Annotated in this window: 10 protein-coding genes; 8 read left to right on the forward strand and 2 right to left on the reverse strand. The window is 69.3% G+C overall.

The features are described from left to right. Positions 1–87 precede the first annotated feature (87 nt). Positions 88–5,625, forward strand: a complete 5,538-nt coding sequence (locus ACFVRO_RS07465) for a hypothetical protein (RefSeq protein WP_386950935.1) — start codon at positions 88–90, stop codon at positions 5,623–5,625. A gap of 226 nt (positions 5,626–5,851) precedes the next feature. Next, the gene (locus ACFVRO_RS07470; protein WP_386950938.1) at positions 5,852–6,706 is read left to right on the forward strand and encodes an EamA family transporter; all 855 of its coding nucleotides are present in this window, start codon (positions 5,852–5,854) and stop codon (positions 6,704–6,706) included. A gap of 21 nt (positions 6,707–6,727) precedes the next feature. Here the strand turns inward: ACFVRO_RS07470 and ACFVRO_RS07475 are convergent, their stop codons facing one another. Next, positions 6,728–7,381, reverse strand: coding sequence for a response regulator (locus tag ACFVRO_RS07475; protein ID WP_386950940.1), 654 nt, complete (start codon positions 7,379–7,381; stop codon positions 6,728–6,730). Positions 7,382–7,612: 231 nt separating this feature from the next. On the opposite strand from ACFVRO_RS07475, the gene ACFVRO_RS07480 reads away from it, so the two are divergent. Next, positions 7,613–8,755: a sensor histidine kinase gene (locus ACFVRO_RS07480; RefSeq protein WP_386950943.1), complete on the forward strand. Its 1,143-nt coding sequence runs from the start codon at positions 7,613–7,615 to the stop codon at positions 8,753–8,755. A 205-nt stretch (positions 8,756–8,960) separates the two neighbouring features. Here the strand turns inward: ACFVRO_RS07480 and ACFVRO_RS07485 are convergent, their stop codons facing one another. Then, entirely contained in the window at positions 8,961–9,704 is a 744-nt protein-coding gene (locus ACFVRO_RS07485; RefSeq protein WP_386950945.1) for a GntR family transcriptional regulator, read from the reverse strand. Positions 9,705–9,874: 170 nt separating this feature from the next. Here ACFVRO_RS07485 and ACFVRO_RS07490 point away from each other — a divergent pair, with 170 nt between their 5' ends. The 5 genes from ACFVRO_RS07490 (at position 9,875) to ACFVRO_RS07510 (ending at position 15,274) form a co-directional block, all read left to right on the forward strand. Then, entirely contained in the window at positions 9,875–10,804 is a 930-nt protein-coding gene (locus ACFVRO_RS07490) for a phosphate/phosphite/phosphonate ABC transporter substrate-binding protein (protein ID WP_386950948.1), read from the forward strand. 81 nt (positions 10,805–10,885) lie between these two features. Beyond that, on the forward strand, positions 10,886–11,713 hold the full coding sequence (gene phnC / locus ACFVRO_RS07495; RefSeq protein ID WP_105672848.1) for a phosphonate ABC transporter ATP-binding protein: 828 nt from the start codon (positions 10,886–10,888) through the stop codon (positions 11,711–11,713). Beyond that, positions 11,710–13,449 carry a PhnE/PtxC family ABC transporter permease gene (locus ACFVRO_RS07500; protein WP_386950950.1) on the forward strand — a complete coding sequence of 580 codons (1,740 nt, stop codon included), beginning with the start codon at positions 11,710–11,712 and terminating at the stop codon, positions 13,447–13,449. Before phnC ends, ACFVRO_RS07500 begins: the two co-directional genes overlap by 4 nt. After that, positions 13,446–14,570, forward strand: coding sequence for a TIGR03364 family FAD-dependent oxidoreductase (locus ACFVRO_RS07505; RefSeq protein WP_386950953.1), 1,125 nt, complete (start codon positions 13,446–13,448; stop codon positions 14,568–14,570). Before ACFVRO_RS07500 ends, ACFVRO_RS07505 begins: the two co-directional genes overlap by 4 nt. Continuing rightward, the gene (locus ACFVRO_RS07510) at positions 14,567–15,274 is read left to right on the forward strand and encodes an HAD family hydrolase (RefSeq protein WP_386950955.1); all 708 of its coding nucleotides are present in this window, start codon (positions 14,567–14,569) and stop codon (positions 15,272–15,274) included. The genes ACFVRO_RS07505 and ACFVRO_RS07510 overlap by 4 nt, the downstream gene beginning before the upstream one ends. Positions 15,275–15,278: the final 4 nt, after the last annotated feature.

The following is a 15,278-nucleotide window of genomic DNA, read 5'->3' on the forward strand; positions in this document are numbered from 1 at the left end:
ACGACCACTCGGCTAGTGTCGACACCGGAGAGGTGCATCGTTCGAGCGATGCGCGGGGAGCCTCCGGGGAGAAACAGGGGGACTTCGGTGTCTTCAATCGCTCATTCGCGCGTCCGTCGCGCCGTCGCCGCCGTCACGTCGGCCCTGCTGCTGGCCGCCGGACTCACGGTGGTCACCGAGACGGTCGCGCCGACCACGGCATCCGCAGCGCAGAATCCGACGCAGTGCGCCGGATCGCTGTCGCTCACCAACGGCAGCTTCGAGCAGCCGGTCTTCAGCGGCGGGGTGCTCATCACCAACGAGACCAACGTGCCCGGCTGGCTGACGACCGCCACGGACAACCAGATCGAACTCTGGCGCTACCCCGGCAACCCGAACGGCTGGCAGGCCGCGCAGGGCACGCAGTTCGCCGAGCTCAACGCCAACCAGACCAGCATGCTCTACCAGGACGTCGCGACCACCCCCGGGCAGACCCTGTACTGGTCGCTCAAGCACCGCGGGCGCGTCGGCGTCGACACGATGCGCGTGATGATCGGCGTCCCCGGCGGCACCCTCACCAACGTCAGCGGCTCGCTCTCCGACGGCACCGCGGCCTGGGCCACGCACACCGGCTCGTACACGGTGCCCGCGGGTCAGACCCTCACCCGCTTCGGCTTCCAGGCCGTCAGCACGTCGACCGGCAACAACTCGGTCGGCAACCTGCTCGACGACATCTCCTTCGGCACCGGCCCCTGTCTGGTCTCCACGAAGTCGGTGCAGAACCTCACGGGCGGCGGCACGACCGCCAACATCGGCGACACGCTCCGCTACACCGTGACCACCACCAACGGCGGCGGCAACCCGGCGCTCCAGTCGGTCTCCACCGACATCGTCCCCGCGGGCGTCGACTACGTCCCCGGTTCCCTGAAGCTCGTGAGCGGGCCAGGAACCGGAGCGCTGACAGACGCGACGGGCGACGACCGCGGCGAGTACGTCCCCGGTTCGCGCACCGTCAGGGTGCGCCTCGGCGAGAACGGGACGGCATCGGCCGGCGGTTCCATCGGCGTCGGCGCCGTGACCTCGTACACCTTCGACGCGAAGGTGCGAGCGGATGCCGCGACCACCACCATCGTCAACGAAGCCAGCGTCGCCTTCCGCGAGCCCGTCACCAACATCGACCGCACATCGATCACCAACGAGACCCAGACCCCGGTGAACCCGGCGGCCGATCTCGCCATCACGAAGACCCTCGACACGGCCGCGCTGGTGGCTGGGCGCCCCGCGACCTTCACGATCACCGTCACGAACGACGGGCCGCAGACCGGAACCGGGGTGACGGTCACGGACGCGGTCCCCGCAGGACTCACGAACGTCCAGGCCACTCCGAGCGGCGGATCCTGCACGGTCGGCGGAACGGTCACCTGTTCCCTCCCCGACCTCGCCGTCGGCGCCAGCGCGACGATCACGCTGACCGGAACCGTGTCCCCGACGCTGAACCCGGGTGCGGCGCTGACCAACACGGCATCCGTCGCCGGCTCGCGGTTCGACCCGAACCAGGCGAACAACACCGCCACCGCGTCGGGCACGCTGAACGCCGAGGCCGACCTCTCGATCGTCAAGACCTTCCTGCCGACCGCTCCTGTCGCCGGCGACGACGTCTCGTACACGCTCACGGTCCACAACGCGGGCCCCTCCGAGGCGCGCGACGTCAGGATCACCGATCCGCTCGACCCCGCGACCGCCTTCGTCAGCGCGACTCCGCAGCAGGGCACCTGCTCGCTGAGCGGCGACGTGGTCGGGTGCCTCCTCGGCACCCTCGCGCCGAACGCCACCGTGACGGTGACCGTGATCGCGCACCTCGACCCCGACGCCGTCGCCGCCGTGCAGAACTCGGCGAGCGTCACGAGCAGCACACCCGACCCCGACCCGTCGAACAACGTCGACTCGACGAGCTTCGACCCGACGATCATCGCCGATCTCGCCGTCACCAAGACGGCATCCGCGGCGCAGGTCTCCGCGGGCGGCACGGTCACGTACACGCTCGTCGTCACGAACAACGGAGCCTCGGATGCCGTGAACGCGGTGCTCGATGACACGCTGCCCGCTGGTCTCACCGTCGCCAGCGTCGCCACGACCTCCGGCAGCTGCGCGACGCCGTCGCCGTCGCGCATCCAGTGCACCTGGCCGCTGCTCGCCGACGGCGCCTCCAGCACCGTCACCCTGCAGGCGCTCGTCGCGGCCGACGCCCCCACGGGAACCCTGACGAACACGGCATCCGTGGCCTCGCCCGCCGAGGACTCGAACCCGTCGAACAACTCCGACTCGGCCGATGTCGAGGTCGTGCAGAGCGCCGACATCAGCGTCGTCAAGACCGCCGACGCTCAGGCCGTGCCCGGAGGCGCCTTCGGCTACACCCTGACCGTGACCAACGGCGGTCCGTCCGTCGCCCGCGGCGTGGTGCTCACCGACACGCTCCCGGCAGGCTTCACCCTCGGAGCGACCCCTGCCGGGTGCACGCTCACCGGCAGCACCCTCACGTGCCCGCTCGGCGACCTCACCGTCGGTCAGATCGTGACCGTCCGCCTCGACGGGACGATCGCCGAGAGCGCGACCGGAACGCTGACCAACACGGCGACGGTGACCTCGCCGACGCCCGACCCCGATCCGTCGGACAACACGTCCACGGTCGACAAGCCGCTCACTCCGAGCGCCGACGTGGTCGTCGAGAAGACGACGAGCACGCCGAGCGTCCCGCTCCAGGGTGAGGCGAGCTTCGTCATCACCGTGCGCAACGACGGACCGTCCACCGCTGCGGGCGTCGTGGTCGAAGACGCCGTGCCCGTTGGCCTCGCGACCACCGGGGCCACCCCGTCGGTCGGCACCTGGTCGGCGGCCGACTCCCGCTGGACCGTCGGCACACTGCTGCCCGGCGAGTCGGCGACCCTCACCGTCACGGCGCAGGTCGTCGCGACCGGCTCGATGACCAACACCGCCACCGGCACCTCGCAGACGCCCGACCCCGACCCGTCGAACAACACCGACACGGCGACGGTCGTCGGCACGCCTTCCGCCGATCTCTCGGTCGTGAAGACGGCGTCCGCCAACCCCGCGAACCTCAACGCGCCGATCACGTACACGATCGTCGTGACGAACAACGGTCCGAGCCCGGCATCCGCCGTCGCGATCTCCGACCCGCTGCCCGCGGCGCTGCTGACGCCGACCACCCCCACCGCCGGATGCTCGATCACCGCGGGCCAGCTGAACTGCGCCGTCGGCACGCTCGCGGTCGGCGCCACGTTCACGGCCACCGTGACGGGAACGGTCGACCCGGCCACGGCCGACGCGCAGCTGTCGAACACGGCCACCGTCACCTCGACCACGCCCGACCCCGACCCGTCGGACAACACCTCGACGAGCGTCGTGCCGATCGCCGGCACTCCGCGGATCGAGCTCGTGAAGCAGGCCGCCGCCCCCGTCGACGCGAACGGCAACGGCCGGATCGACGCCGGGGACACGGTGGCCTACAGCTTCACGGTGCGCAACACGGGCAACGTGACGTTCACGAGCACGCAGATCACCGACCCGCTGCTGGGTGGGGCCGTGACCTGTGCCGCCCTCGCGACCCCGCTCGCTCCGGGAGCGGAGGCCGTCTGCGCGCCGGTGACCTACACGCTGACGCAGGCCGACCTCGACAACGGCACCGTGCACAACGAGGCCACCGTCACCGGCCAGTCGGCCCAGGGGACCGCGACCGACGACGCCGAGGCGAACGTGATCGTCCCGAGCGTGAACAGCGTCAGCCTCACCAAGACTCCCAGCACGGTCGTCGACATCAACAGCGACAACCAGGTCAATGCCGGGGACACGATCCAGTACACGTTCACGCTCACGAACACCGGGACGACCACGCTGCACAACGGGCAGATCGACGACCCGATGCTCGGTGGCCCCGTCGCCTGCGTCGCGCTGGACGGGGTGCTCCTGGAACCGGGCGACTCGGTCACCTGCGCTCCTGTCGACTACACCCTCACGCAGGAGGACATCGACAACGGCGTGGTGAGGAACACCGCATCCACCATCGCCCAGGCGCCCGACAACGCCTTCGTCGAGGACACGGCGTCCGCATCCGCCAACATCGATCAGACCGCCGGCATCGACCTCACGAAGACGGCGGGTCAGGTCACCGATGCGAACGGCGACGGGTTCATCGGCGCCGGGGACACGATCGACTACTCCTTCACTGTGCGCAACACGGGCACCACCACCCTGGTGGGTGTCACCGTGTCGGACCCGCTTCTCGGCGCGGGAGCGCTGTGCACAGTCGGCGATCTCCTGCCAGGGGCCAGCGCAGCCTGCGGACCGTTCACCTACGCGCTCACGCAGACGGACATCGAAGCTGAGCGCCGCCCGAACTTCGCCACGGCTACCGGCGACAGCCCGATCGGCGAGGTCAGCGACACCGGCTCCGCGGAGGTCCTGTTCTCCGGCACCACTGCGATCGCTCTGACGAAGACGCCCGGTGCCGTCGACCCGGGCGCGGACGGCATGGTCGGAGCCGGTGACACCGTGCCCTATTCGTTCACGGTGAGGAACACCGGAACGACGCAGCTCCGCGACATCGTGCTCAATGATCCGCTGCTCGGCGGAGAGATCGACTGCCCGGCACTCGACGGGCTTCAGCTCGAGCCGGGACAAGAGGTCGTCTGCGGCCCTGTCGACTACGAGCTGACTCAAGCCGACGTCGACGCCGGAACGGTCCACAACACCGCGACCGTCGAGGGGCAGTCCTGGAGCGACACGGTCGAGGCCACGGACGAGGCCGATGTGCGCGTGGCAGGGACCGACGCCCTCTCGCTGCTCAAGTCGGCGGCGGCGATCGTCGACGCGAACGGCAACGGGCGCACCGACGCCGGCGACACCATCGCGTACACGTTCACCGTCACGAACACGGGCACGACGACGCTCACCGGCGTCTCGGTCTCCGACCCGCGCCTGAGCGGCGACATCGTCTGCGACACGACCGAGCTGGCCCCCGGCGAGGCGACGGTCTGCCACGGCGAGCCCGCCGTGATCACTCAGGCCGAGGTCGACGAAGGCCAGATCGTGAACACCGCCACCACCACGGGCACCGGTACGAGCGAGATCCCGCCGACGGCGGAAGACACGGTCGTCACGCCCATCGAGGCGCAGCCGGCCATCGCCCTCGCGAAGACCGGAGGGGAGTACGCGGATGCCGACGGCAACGGCAAGATCAGCGCGGGCGACACGGTGAGGTTCCGCTTCACCGTGACGAACACCGGGGCGAGGACGTTGACGGCCGTGGCGATCAGCGACCCGATGCTGGGCGGCACGATCGCCTGCGAGATCCCCGATCTCGCGCCCGGAGCGAAGGCCGACTGCGGTCCGGTCGTCTACGTCCTCACGGCGGCCGACGTCGCGGTGGGCAAGGTCGTCAACGTCGCGACGGCGACCGGCACGGCTGGCGCCGTCACGGTCACGGCGGCGGCGACGGCATCCGTCGACCTGAACGTGCTCGCGACGACCGGTGGCGTCATCAACGGCGTGGGCTGGGCGCTCGCCCTGCTCGCGATCGGCGCCTTCGTGCTCCTGATCGCGCGGCTCCGTCGCGACGAGATCGAGGTCTGACCCTCGCGGTCGGATGAGAGGCGCCCGGTGCGGATGGTCGCACCGGGCGCCTTCGCGTTCACATCGATGGGCTAGGGTGTACCGCGATAGCGCCTAGGGTTCCGGGGTCCGTCCCGTCTGGTCCGAGCGGCGCCACGGCTCTTCTCCGCAGGAGAGCCGTCATCTGACAGGACAAAAGCCCGGAGGACCCTGTTCGTCGCGCCCGCGGCGGATGGAAGGGTCTGTCATGTCGTCTCTCGCCTTCGTCCTCGTCTTCGCCGCGGCCGTGTCCCACGCCGCCTGGAACGTGATCGCGCACGGAGTGAGTCGTGCCGGGGTGCCGTTCCTGTGGTGGGGAGCCGTCGGCGGAACCGCCTTCTGGATCGGAGCCATCCCGTTCACGGGCGGGCTCGGCACCGACGACCTCGGCGGGTTCCTGCTCGGCGTGGGCGTCTCCGCGGCCCTGCACGTCGTCTACATGGCCGTGCTGCAGCGGGGGTACCAGGAGGGCAACCTCTCGACCGTCTACGCCACGGCGAGGGGCACAGGGCCGTTCCTGTCGGTGATCGTCGCGGTGCTGCTGCTGGGGGAGCGCCCGTCGGTCATCGCGCTGATCGGCGTCGCGGCGGTGATCGTCGGCGTCGTCGCGATCGGGCTGGTCGACCGTGGCGGGGATCGGGTCTTCGACCTCGGGCTCGTGTTCGGGCTGCTCACCGGCGTCGCGATCGCGGCGTACACGATCTGGGACGCGAACGCCGTGCGCACCTGGTCGCTGTCGCCGGTCGCGTTCATGGTCGGCACGATGGTGCTGGAGATCCCGTTCTACACGCTCGGGGTGCGCAGGCGGTGGGATGCCGTCGCGGCTCTGTGGCGCTCGCAATGGAGGCGGATCGTGGCGTTCAGCATCCTGTCTCCGCTGTCGTACATCCTCGTCCTGACGGCGATCCAGATCGCTCCCGTCGCGCTGGTGGCTCCGCTGCGCGAGGTGAGCGTGGTGCTCGTGAGCCTGTTCGGGGTGCTCGTGCTGAAGGAGGACCGCCCTGGCTGGAGGCTCGGCGCATCGGTCGTCGTGGTCGCGGGCATCGTGCTGCTCGCGCTGTAGGCGAGGTCGCGGCGTGAGGGCTCAGCGGAAGTCGACGAGCCCCGCGTGCGCGGCGGTGACGAGGATCTGCACGCGGTCGCGCACCTGCCACTTCGCCATGATGCGTCCGAGGTGAGCCTTGACCGTGCCCTCGGACACGATCAGCGACTGCGCGATCTCGGAGTTCGACATGCCCTGGGCGAGGCGTTCGAGGACCTCCGCCTCGCGCTCGGTGAGCTCTTCGAGTTCCGTGTCGCCGGCGAGCGGTTCCGTGCTGCGCACGTGCTTGACGAGGAGGGACGCGATGCGCGGCGACAGCGAGCTCGCGCCGCTGTGCACCTCGCGCACGCCGGTGACGATGCTCTCCGCGCTCGAATCCTTGAGGAGGTAGCCGGAGGCGCCGGCGCTCAGCATCGGCAGCACGGTGTCGCTGCCGTCGAGCGTGGTGACGGCGAGCACCCGCACCCCCGGCCACCGATCGGCGATCGCCGCGGTGGCCTCGATGCCGTTCATCTCGGGCATCTGGACGTCCATCATCACGACATCCGGCTGGTCCTTCTCGATGAACGCGATCGCCTCGAGTCCGTTCTCCGCCTGTCCGATGACGTCGATCGCCGGATCCCTCGCGACGAAATGGGAGAGCGCGGAGCGCACGAGAGGGTCGTCGTCGACGATGAGCACGCGGATGTCCGGCATGAGGGAAGCCTATCGGCGCTGGCCGGGAGGTCAGGGGCAGATCTAGACCTTTGTCTAATGAGGTCTGGACTCAAGACAGATGTGCGCGCCGAGCGGAGCCGAGAAGATCAATAGGTACCTAGACGAAAGAACTAACTACGGAGGTGAACTACTATGACTTTCTGGCAGCAGGTTGGCAAGTTCTTCGGTGTCTATCGCTAAGAGTACCTGGCTAAAAGGAGATACTGAACCATGGCGTTCGACCAGTCGACCCGCGAGGATCCCGGCTCACTTCGCCTGGGTCGCAGCGAACGGCTGGGTGCCGTCGAGAGGATCGTCGTCCTGGCGATCATCGGGATCATCGTCTCGATCGACATCATCGGTCTCTTCCTTCCGCCGGGTGTGGAGTTCGGGGCGGCGGCGATCAGCATCGCCTCCACCGCAGTCTTCGCTCTCTATCTGTGGTCGCCCCTCTGGGCGACCGTCGCACTGGCCGTCATCTTCGGCCTCTCCTTTCTGACCGGAACCGAGACCCAGGTCCTCACCGCCGCCGCTTTCGCGGCCGGGATGGTGATGCGGCTGGGCAGAGGGTCCCTGATCTTCTCCTACATCGGAGTCTTCCTCCTGTCCGCGGCGCTCATCGCGTTCGGGGATACGAGGGTTCCCGTGAACGTCGGCGTCCAGATGATCCTGGCCGCCGTCTCCGGCGCCATCGGATACGCCCTTCGGCTCGCAGCCGAGAGGGGCCGACGCCTTGAGCGCGAGCTCGCCGAGCAGGTCGAGCGGGAGCACGAAGCGGTCCTCGCAGAGAGGCGCTGGATCGCCGGCGAGCTCCATGACAGCATCGCGCACCACCTCACCGTCGTCGCTCTGCACGTGCAGATGCTCGACGACCCGACGATGACCTCCGAATCCCAGGAGGCCATCCGGGTCGCCGCACGCAAGGCCATGGCCGATCTGCGCTTCGTGATCGAACTCGCCGACGACGGGCCCCGCTCTGCCGGAATGCAGACGGGCGACCTCGATTCGGCGGTCGACGAAGCGAAGGCGGAGATCGAGGCCGCAGGCCATCCCGTCGTCGCGACCGGCGACCCCCGGGATGAGCGCATTCCCCGTGTCGCGGAGATCGCGTTCGCGCGCATCGTCCGAGAGTCGGCGACCAACATCCTCAAGCATGCCGGCCCGGGGGAGGTCGCGATCAGTCTGGACATCGACGACGACTCGGCCGCGCTGACGATCAGCAGCCCGATGCCGACGACTCCGCGGCGAGATCTCCCCTCCAGCGGCACCGGTCTCAACCGCATGGCCGAGCGCGTTCTCGGAGCGAGCGGCGAGTTCACGGCGGGTGAGGTCGACGGCGCATGGCAGGTTGCCGCTAGACTGCCAATGGCCTGATCAGCGCCTCATTCAAGACCTAGACGAAAGTCTAGGCAAGTCTGAACGAACGTCCCTATTGAGGGCACCCTCACGCGACCTATCCTGGAATCTCCCCAGAATAAGCGTCCCCAGCGCTGCGATCGCGAGCGCGATCTTCTTAGGCTTCTGAAACCACTGCGCTCGCGATCGCGTTCTGTGTACGGGACACGTCCCGATCAGGCGGCTATCCGCCCACCGCGCGCATGTAGTGCCCGTCCGTCGAGATCCCGGATGCGGCGACCGTGAAGCGCACGACCTCGCTGAGGTAGCGGTCCTCCGACGCCTCGAAGATGCGCCCGTCTGCGTCCATCGAGATGCGGCTCAGGCGCAGGATCGGCGTCCCCTGCGGAACACGCAGCAACGCGGCATCCTGCTCGTCCGCTGCCACCGCGTCGATCACGTGCTGCAGTCCGACGATCGGATGCCCGACGGATGCGAGGTACTCGGTGATCGACACGCTGTCGAGGTCGACCTCGAAGAGCCGCCGCCCGGCAACCTCCGTGTAGAACAGCCGCTCGAGCATGGTCGGGCGTCCGTCCAGCGATCGCAGCCGTACGACGCTGACGATGGTGTCGCCCGGAGCGACCCCGAGGAGCTCGGCCTTGGCGCCCGCGCGCCGCAGGCTCAGTTCCTGCGTCTGCGCGCCGGGAGTGACACCGAGGTCGCGTGCCCAGCGGGTGAACGGCACGGACATGTCGACGGCCTGACTCGCCTTCCGCGCGACGACGCGCGCGGGGCGACCGCGGCTGGTCTCGATCAGCCCCTCGCCCCGCAGAGCGGCGAGGGCGTTGCGGATCGGGCCGCGCGAGGTGCTCCAGCGCTCGGCCAGTTCGGCCTCGGTGGGAACGTCATCGCCCGGACGCAGGATGCCGGAGGCGATCTGGGAGCGCAGCTCGTCGGCGATCTGGGTGTACACAGCTTCTGCCACATAGGCATACTACTTGGTCAGGTCGATGAGGAGCGAGAGGTTTCTCCGGTGTTCATCCGGGAGAACCCTCGGTAAACGACCTCTGAACTCTTGCAAGTTAGGTACCTTTCTCGACTCGTGACCTGAGAGAGTCATCCGTGGATCAACCCCCACACACCCGAAAGGTCCTCATGAAGCTCCGTGCTCTCCCCGCCCTCGCCGGCGCCGCGGTCCTCGCCCTCGGCCTCGCCGCCTGTTCCGGTTCGGCCGACGCCACCAGCAACGGCGGCACCGACGAGGCCGCCGCGACCTCCAGCTACGCGGTCGAGGAGAACACCCTCGTCTTCGGCGTCGTCCCCGACTCGGTGGACACCGAGACCAACTACCAGCCGCTGATGGACTACATCGCGAAGATCACCGGCAAGACGGTCGAGTACCACGAGTCCACCGACTACGCCGCTCTCATCGAGGCCGCGGTCGCGGGCAAGATCGACGTCGCCTCGTTCTCGGGCTTCACCTACGTCACGGCCACCGCCAACGGCGCCAAGCTCACCCCCATCTCCTCCATCGTCACCGAAGAGGGTCAGGAGCCCGGCTACTACTCGCAGGCGATCGTCCCCAAGGGCAGCAGCATCTCGAGCATCGCGGACTTCAAGGGCAAGAAGGTCTGCTTCGTCGACCCGTCCTCGACCTCCGGCTACCTCTTCCCGTCGTACAACCTGCTCCAGGCCGGCATCGACCCGAAGACCGACATCACCCCCGTCTTCGCGGGCAAGCACGACGTGAGCGTGCAGAAGGTCGGCGAGGGCGTCGAGTGCGAGGCGGGCTTCGCCGAGGACTCCGAGGTCGAGAAGTCCGACGCCGTGAAGGTCATCGACGAGACCATGGTGCCCGGTGCTCCGCTGGTCTACTCCTCGACCCTCCCCGCCGACGTCACGAAGAAGCTCAGCGACGGCCTCGCCGAGGTCACGATCGACGACATCATCGCCGCGGGCATCAAGAGCGCCGACACGGACTCGTTCCGCAGCGTGTTCTACGCCACGAAGCCGGTCGACGACAAGTACTACGACCTCATCCGCGACATCTGCAAGAAGACCGAAGCGGAGCAGTGCCAGGGCTGACGCCCTGAGCCACGCACCCGGCCGTCGAGCGAGGTCACGACCCGCTCGACGGCCGGGACCAACTCATACAGGAGATCTGACATGAACGCGGCATCCGATGCCCTCATCCGCCTCGACGGCGTCACGAAGACCTTCGGGTCGACCACGGCTCTGAAGGACGCGTCGCTCCAGGTCTCCCGGGGCGAGATCGTCGTGCTGCTGGGGCTCTCCGGCTCCGGCAAGTCCACACTGCTCCGCCACCTCGACGGGCTCGAGGTCCCCACCTCCGGCTCGGTCGAGGTGCTCGGCCAGCAGGTCCCCGCGCTGAAGGGCGGCGCGCTGCGCCGGCTGCGCAGCCGCGTCGGGTTCATCTTCCAGCAGTTCGAGCTGGTGCCGTCGTTGACCGTGCTCGAGAACGTGCTCACCGGATCGCTCTCCACGGTGCGCGGCCCGCGGCTGGGCCTGTGGGGCTACTCGAGGGCCGCCAAGCTGCAGGCGCTCGAGCACCTCGACCGCGTGGGTCTCCTCGACCGCGCCTACCAGCGCAGCGACACCCTCTCGGGCGGACAGCAGCAGCGCGTCGCCATCGCCCGCGCTCTCATGCAGAAGCCCGACATCCTGCTGGCGGACGAGCCCGTCGCCTCCCTCGATCCCGAGTCCAGCGACCAGGTCATGGCGCTGATCCGCGAGATCGCGGCGGATGCCGGCCTCACCGTCGTGTGCAGCCTGCACCAGGTCGACCTCGCGATCTCCTGGGCCGACCGCATCGTCGGCCTGCGGCACGGCGAGATCGTGCTTGACACCGTGACCGACGGACTGAGCAAGGCCGCGGTCATGGAGATCTACGGGCGGGTCGCGACGACCACCGCCGAGATCCAGGCCGTGCAGGTCGAGCTCGCGGATGCCGTCGCCGAGGTGGCTGCGCAGTGACCACCCTCACCGGCACCCCGACCGGGGCCGCGACCCAGGGGCCTCGTGGCTCCGTCTCCGAACGCGCCCCGCGGCCCCGCATCTCTCCGGAGCGCATCGCGGCATCCCTCACGCTCGTCGCACTGGTCGTGCTCGGCATCCTCGCGGTCAACGAGGTGGGCATCTCGATCCCGGCGATGGTGGAGAGCTGGGGCAACGCGGAGAACTTCTTCGCCCGTGTGCGCGGTCTCTCCTTCCCCGAGGCCGGAGACCTGATCTGGCTGATCGCGCTGACCGTGGGCCTCGTGCTCACGGGGACCCTGCTCGCGGCCGTCCTCTCCGTGCCCATCGCGTACCTCGCCGCATCGAACACCACCCCCGGCAACGGATGGCGTCTCGCCGCGCGCTTCATCGGCGTCCTCACCCGTGCGATCCCCGACGTCGTGCTCGCGATGGCGTTCGTGCTCATGTTCTCGCTCGGCACGCTCCCCGGCATCCTGGCCATCGGCATCCACTCGATCGGCATGATCTCGAAGATGTTCGCCGATGCGATCGAGCAGATCGACGAGGGGCCCCGTCTCGCGATCCGGGCCGCCGGCGGGTCGAAGATGCAGGAGTTCACCTCCGGCGTCCTGCCGCAGGTGCTGCCCAGCTGGGTCGCGACCGTGCTGCACCGCAACGACATCAACCTGCGCGGCAGTGTGGTGCTCGGCTACGTCGGCGTCGCCGGACTCGGCCTCGAGATGTCCTACGCATTCAAGGCCCTCAACTACGGCAAGGGCCTCGGCATCGCCCTGGTCATCTTCGTGCTCTGCATCGTGATGGAGATCGTCTCCAGCCTGGTGCGCGGCGCGATGCTCGGACAGCAGCAGCAGACGCGCTCGTGGATCGACCGCATCGTGCACCCCCGCCTGGGCGTACGCACCCCCGCGGCACCGGAGGTGCGAGCGGCATGGGCCGCGAGCCCGCAGACGGCCGTGCGCCGACCGTGGACCGGCCAGCGCGTGCGGCACACGATCGCCGGAGCCGTCGCCGTGCTCGTCGTGATCGGCGGGGTCGTCGTCAGCGACATCAACTGGCTCGACTTCGTCACGTTCTGGGGGCGCGTCCCCGAGGTCGCCGCGAAGTTCTGGCCGCCGTCCTTCGGAAACTACGACGCCACCGTCATGATCGTCGCCATGCGCGACACGGTCGCGATCGCCCTCGCGGCCACCGTGCTCACCCTGCTCCCGTCCCTGGTGCTCGGCTCGCTCGCCGCCAGCAATGTGGCGCCGAGCAGGGGTGCGCGAGGCGTCGCGCGCTTCCTGCTCGTCGGCATCCGCGGCATCCCCGAGCTGATCCTCGCGATCGTGCTCGTCGTGATCACCGGTCTCGGACCGCAGGCGGGAGTGATCGCGCTCGCCATCGGCGGCATCGGGCTGCTCGGCAAACTCATCGCGGACTCCTTCGAAGAGGTCGACCGTGGCCCGGAGCGTGCGCTGCGCGCCGTCGGGGCGACCCGCCTGCAGACCTACACCTCGGCGACCGTGCCGCAGGGCACCCGTGCGCTGATCGGACACAGCTTCTACATGCTCGACACGAACATCCGCGCGGCGACGATCCTCGGCATCGTCGGCGGTGGAGGCGTCGGCTACTACCTGCTCAACGCCAGCCAGGGCTCCCGATACGAGACGGTCACCGCGATCGTGCTGATGATCCTCGCCACGGTGCTCGTCGTCGAGGGGCTCGCGATGTGGATGCGGAAGGTGTTCCGGTGAGCCGCGCCGACGTGGTCGTCGTGGGCTCCGGCATCGTCGGACTCGGAGCCGCTTACGCCGCCGTGCGCCGTGGACTGCGCGTCACCGTCGTGGACCGGGCGGATGCACCGGTCGGAGCGACGATCCGCAACTTCGGGCACCTCTGCATCGGCGCGCAGACCGGCGAGGCCCGCCGCTACGCCGACCTCTCGCGAGAGCTGTGGCTGATGCTGTCGCGCGACGCGGGGTTCTGGCTGCGCGAGTCGGGGACGCTCGTCGCCGCCCGGCACCGCGATGAGCTGGCCGTACTGGAGGCCGCGGACGGAGACGGCATCCGGATGCTGGATGCCGACGAGCTGCTGCGCCTCGCACCGCTGCGGCCTGAGGGTCTTCTCGGCGGAGCGCACATCGTGACGGATCTGCAGACGGATCCCCGCACTGCGGCATCCGCGATCGTCCGCCATCTCGCCGACCTCGGCGTCTCGTTCCTCTTCCGCACGGCGGTGACGTCGATCGCCTCAGGGCGGGTGGACACCACCCGTGGCGCGATCGAGGCCGGGCAGATCGTCGTCGCGGTCAACCACGATCTCGATCAGCTGCTGCCCGAGATCGCCGAGCGCGTCGGCGTCGAGCGCTGCGCACTGGACATGATGCGCGCGGCGGTGACGCTGCGACATCCGCTCGCCGCCCCGCTGCTGACCGGGTGGTCGCTCGTGCGGTACGGGCGCTTCGCCGGATCCGCCGAAGCCGCGGCACTCCGCGAGCGCCTGCACGCCGAGCGGCCCGATCTCGCCGCGATCGACCTCAACCAGATGTACACGCAGCTGCCGGACAGCACGCTCATCATCGGTGACTCGCACGCCACATCGGCAGCGCCTCCGCCCTTCCAGCCGGAGTCCGCGTTCGACGCGTTCCTGACGGAGGCGCAGGCGCTGTTCGACATGCCGGAGCCCCGCGTGATCGAGAGATGGCAGGGCGTCTACGCCAAGGGGCCGCAGGAGTTCCTCGTCGAACGTCCTGAGGAGGGGGTGCTGGTGCTCGCCGCGACCACCGGCATCGGAATGACAACGGGTCTGGGGCTCGCTGAAGAGAATCTCACCGCCGCCTTCGGGTGGGCACCCGCAATGGAAGGAACATCATGACCACTCCTCTCGAACTCGCCGTCCTCGACATGGCAGGAACCACGGTGCTCGACGACGGCGTCGTCGAGCAGGCGTTCCAGCGCGCAGCCGAGCGCACGGGCGTCGCCGATCGGATGCCGTGGGCCGAGGCCCTCGACTACGTGCGCGTCACCATGGGGCAGTCGAAGATCGACGTCTTCACCCACCTCTCGGGCGGCGACGCGCTGGCTGCAGCCCGCGCCACCGCCGAGTTCGAGGGCGCCTACGCCGAGATCGTCGAGGAGCAGGGGGTCTCGGAGATCCCCGGCGCCGCCGACGCGATCCAGGGCCTGAAGGACGCCGGTCTCGCGGTCGTGCTCACCACCGGCTTCGCGCCCGTCACGCGCGATGTGCTGCTGAACGGACTGGGCTGGGGCGACCTCATCGACCTCGCGCTGTCTCCCGTGGACGCCGGTCGCGGACGCCCCGCCCCCGACCTCGTGCTCACGGCGCTGCTGCGCACGGGCGCCACCCGGGTGTCGGCCGTCGCCGTCGCGGGTGACACCACGAGCGACGTCGAGTCGGGCCGCCGCGCGGGCGCGGGCTTCGTCGCCGGCGTGCTCAGCGGAGCGCACGATCACCGGGCGCTGTCCGCCGCGGGCGCCGACGCGGTTCTCGCCGACGTCACGGGTCTGCGCGGCGTGCTCGCCGAGCGCGGGCTGCTCCCTCTCGTCTCCCGCGTCTGAGCCG

Source organism: Microbacterium sp. NPDC057944, from assembly GCF_042887445.1.
Lineage (GTDB): Bacteria > Actinomycetota > Actinomycetes > Actinomycetales > Microbacteriaceae > Microbacterium > Microbacterium natoriense.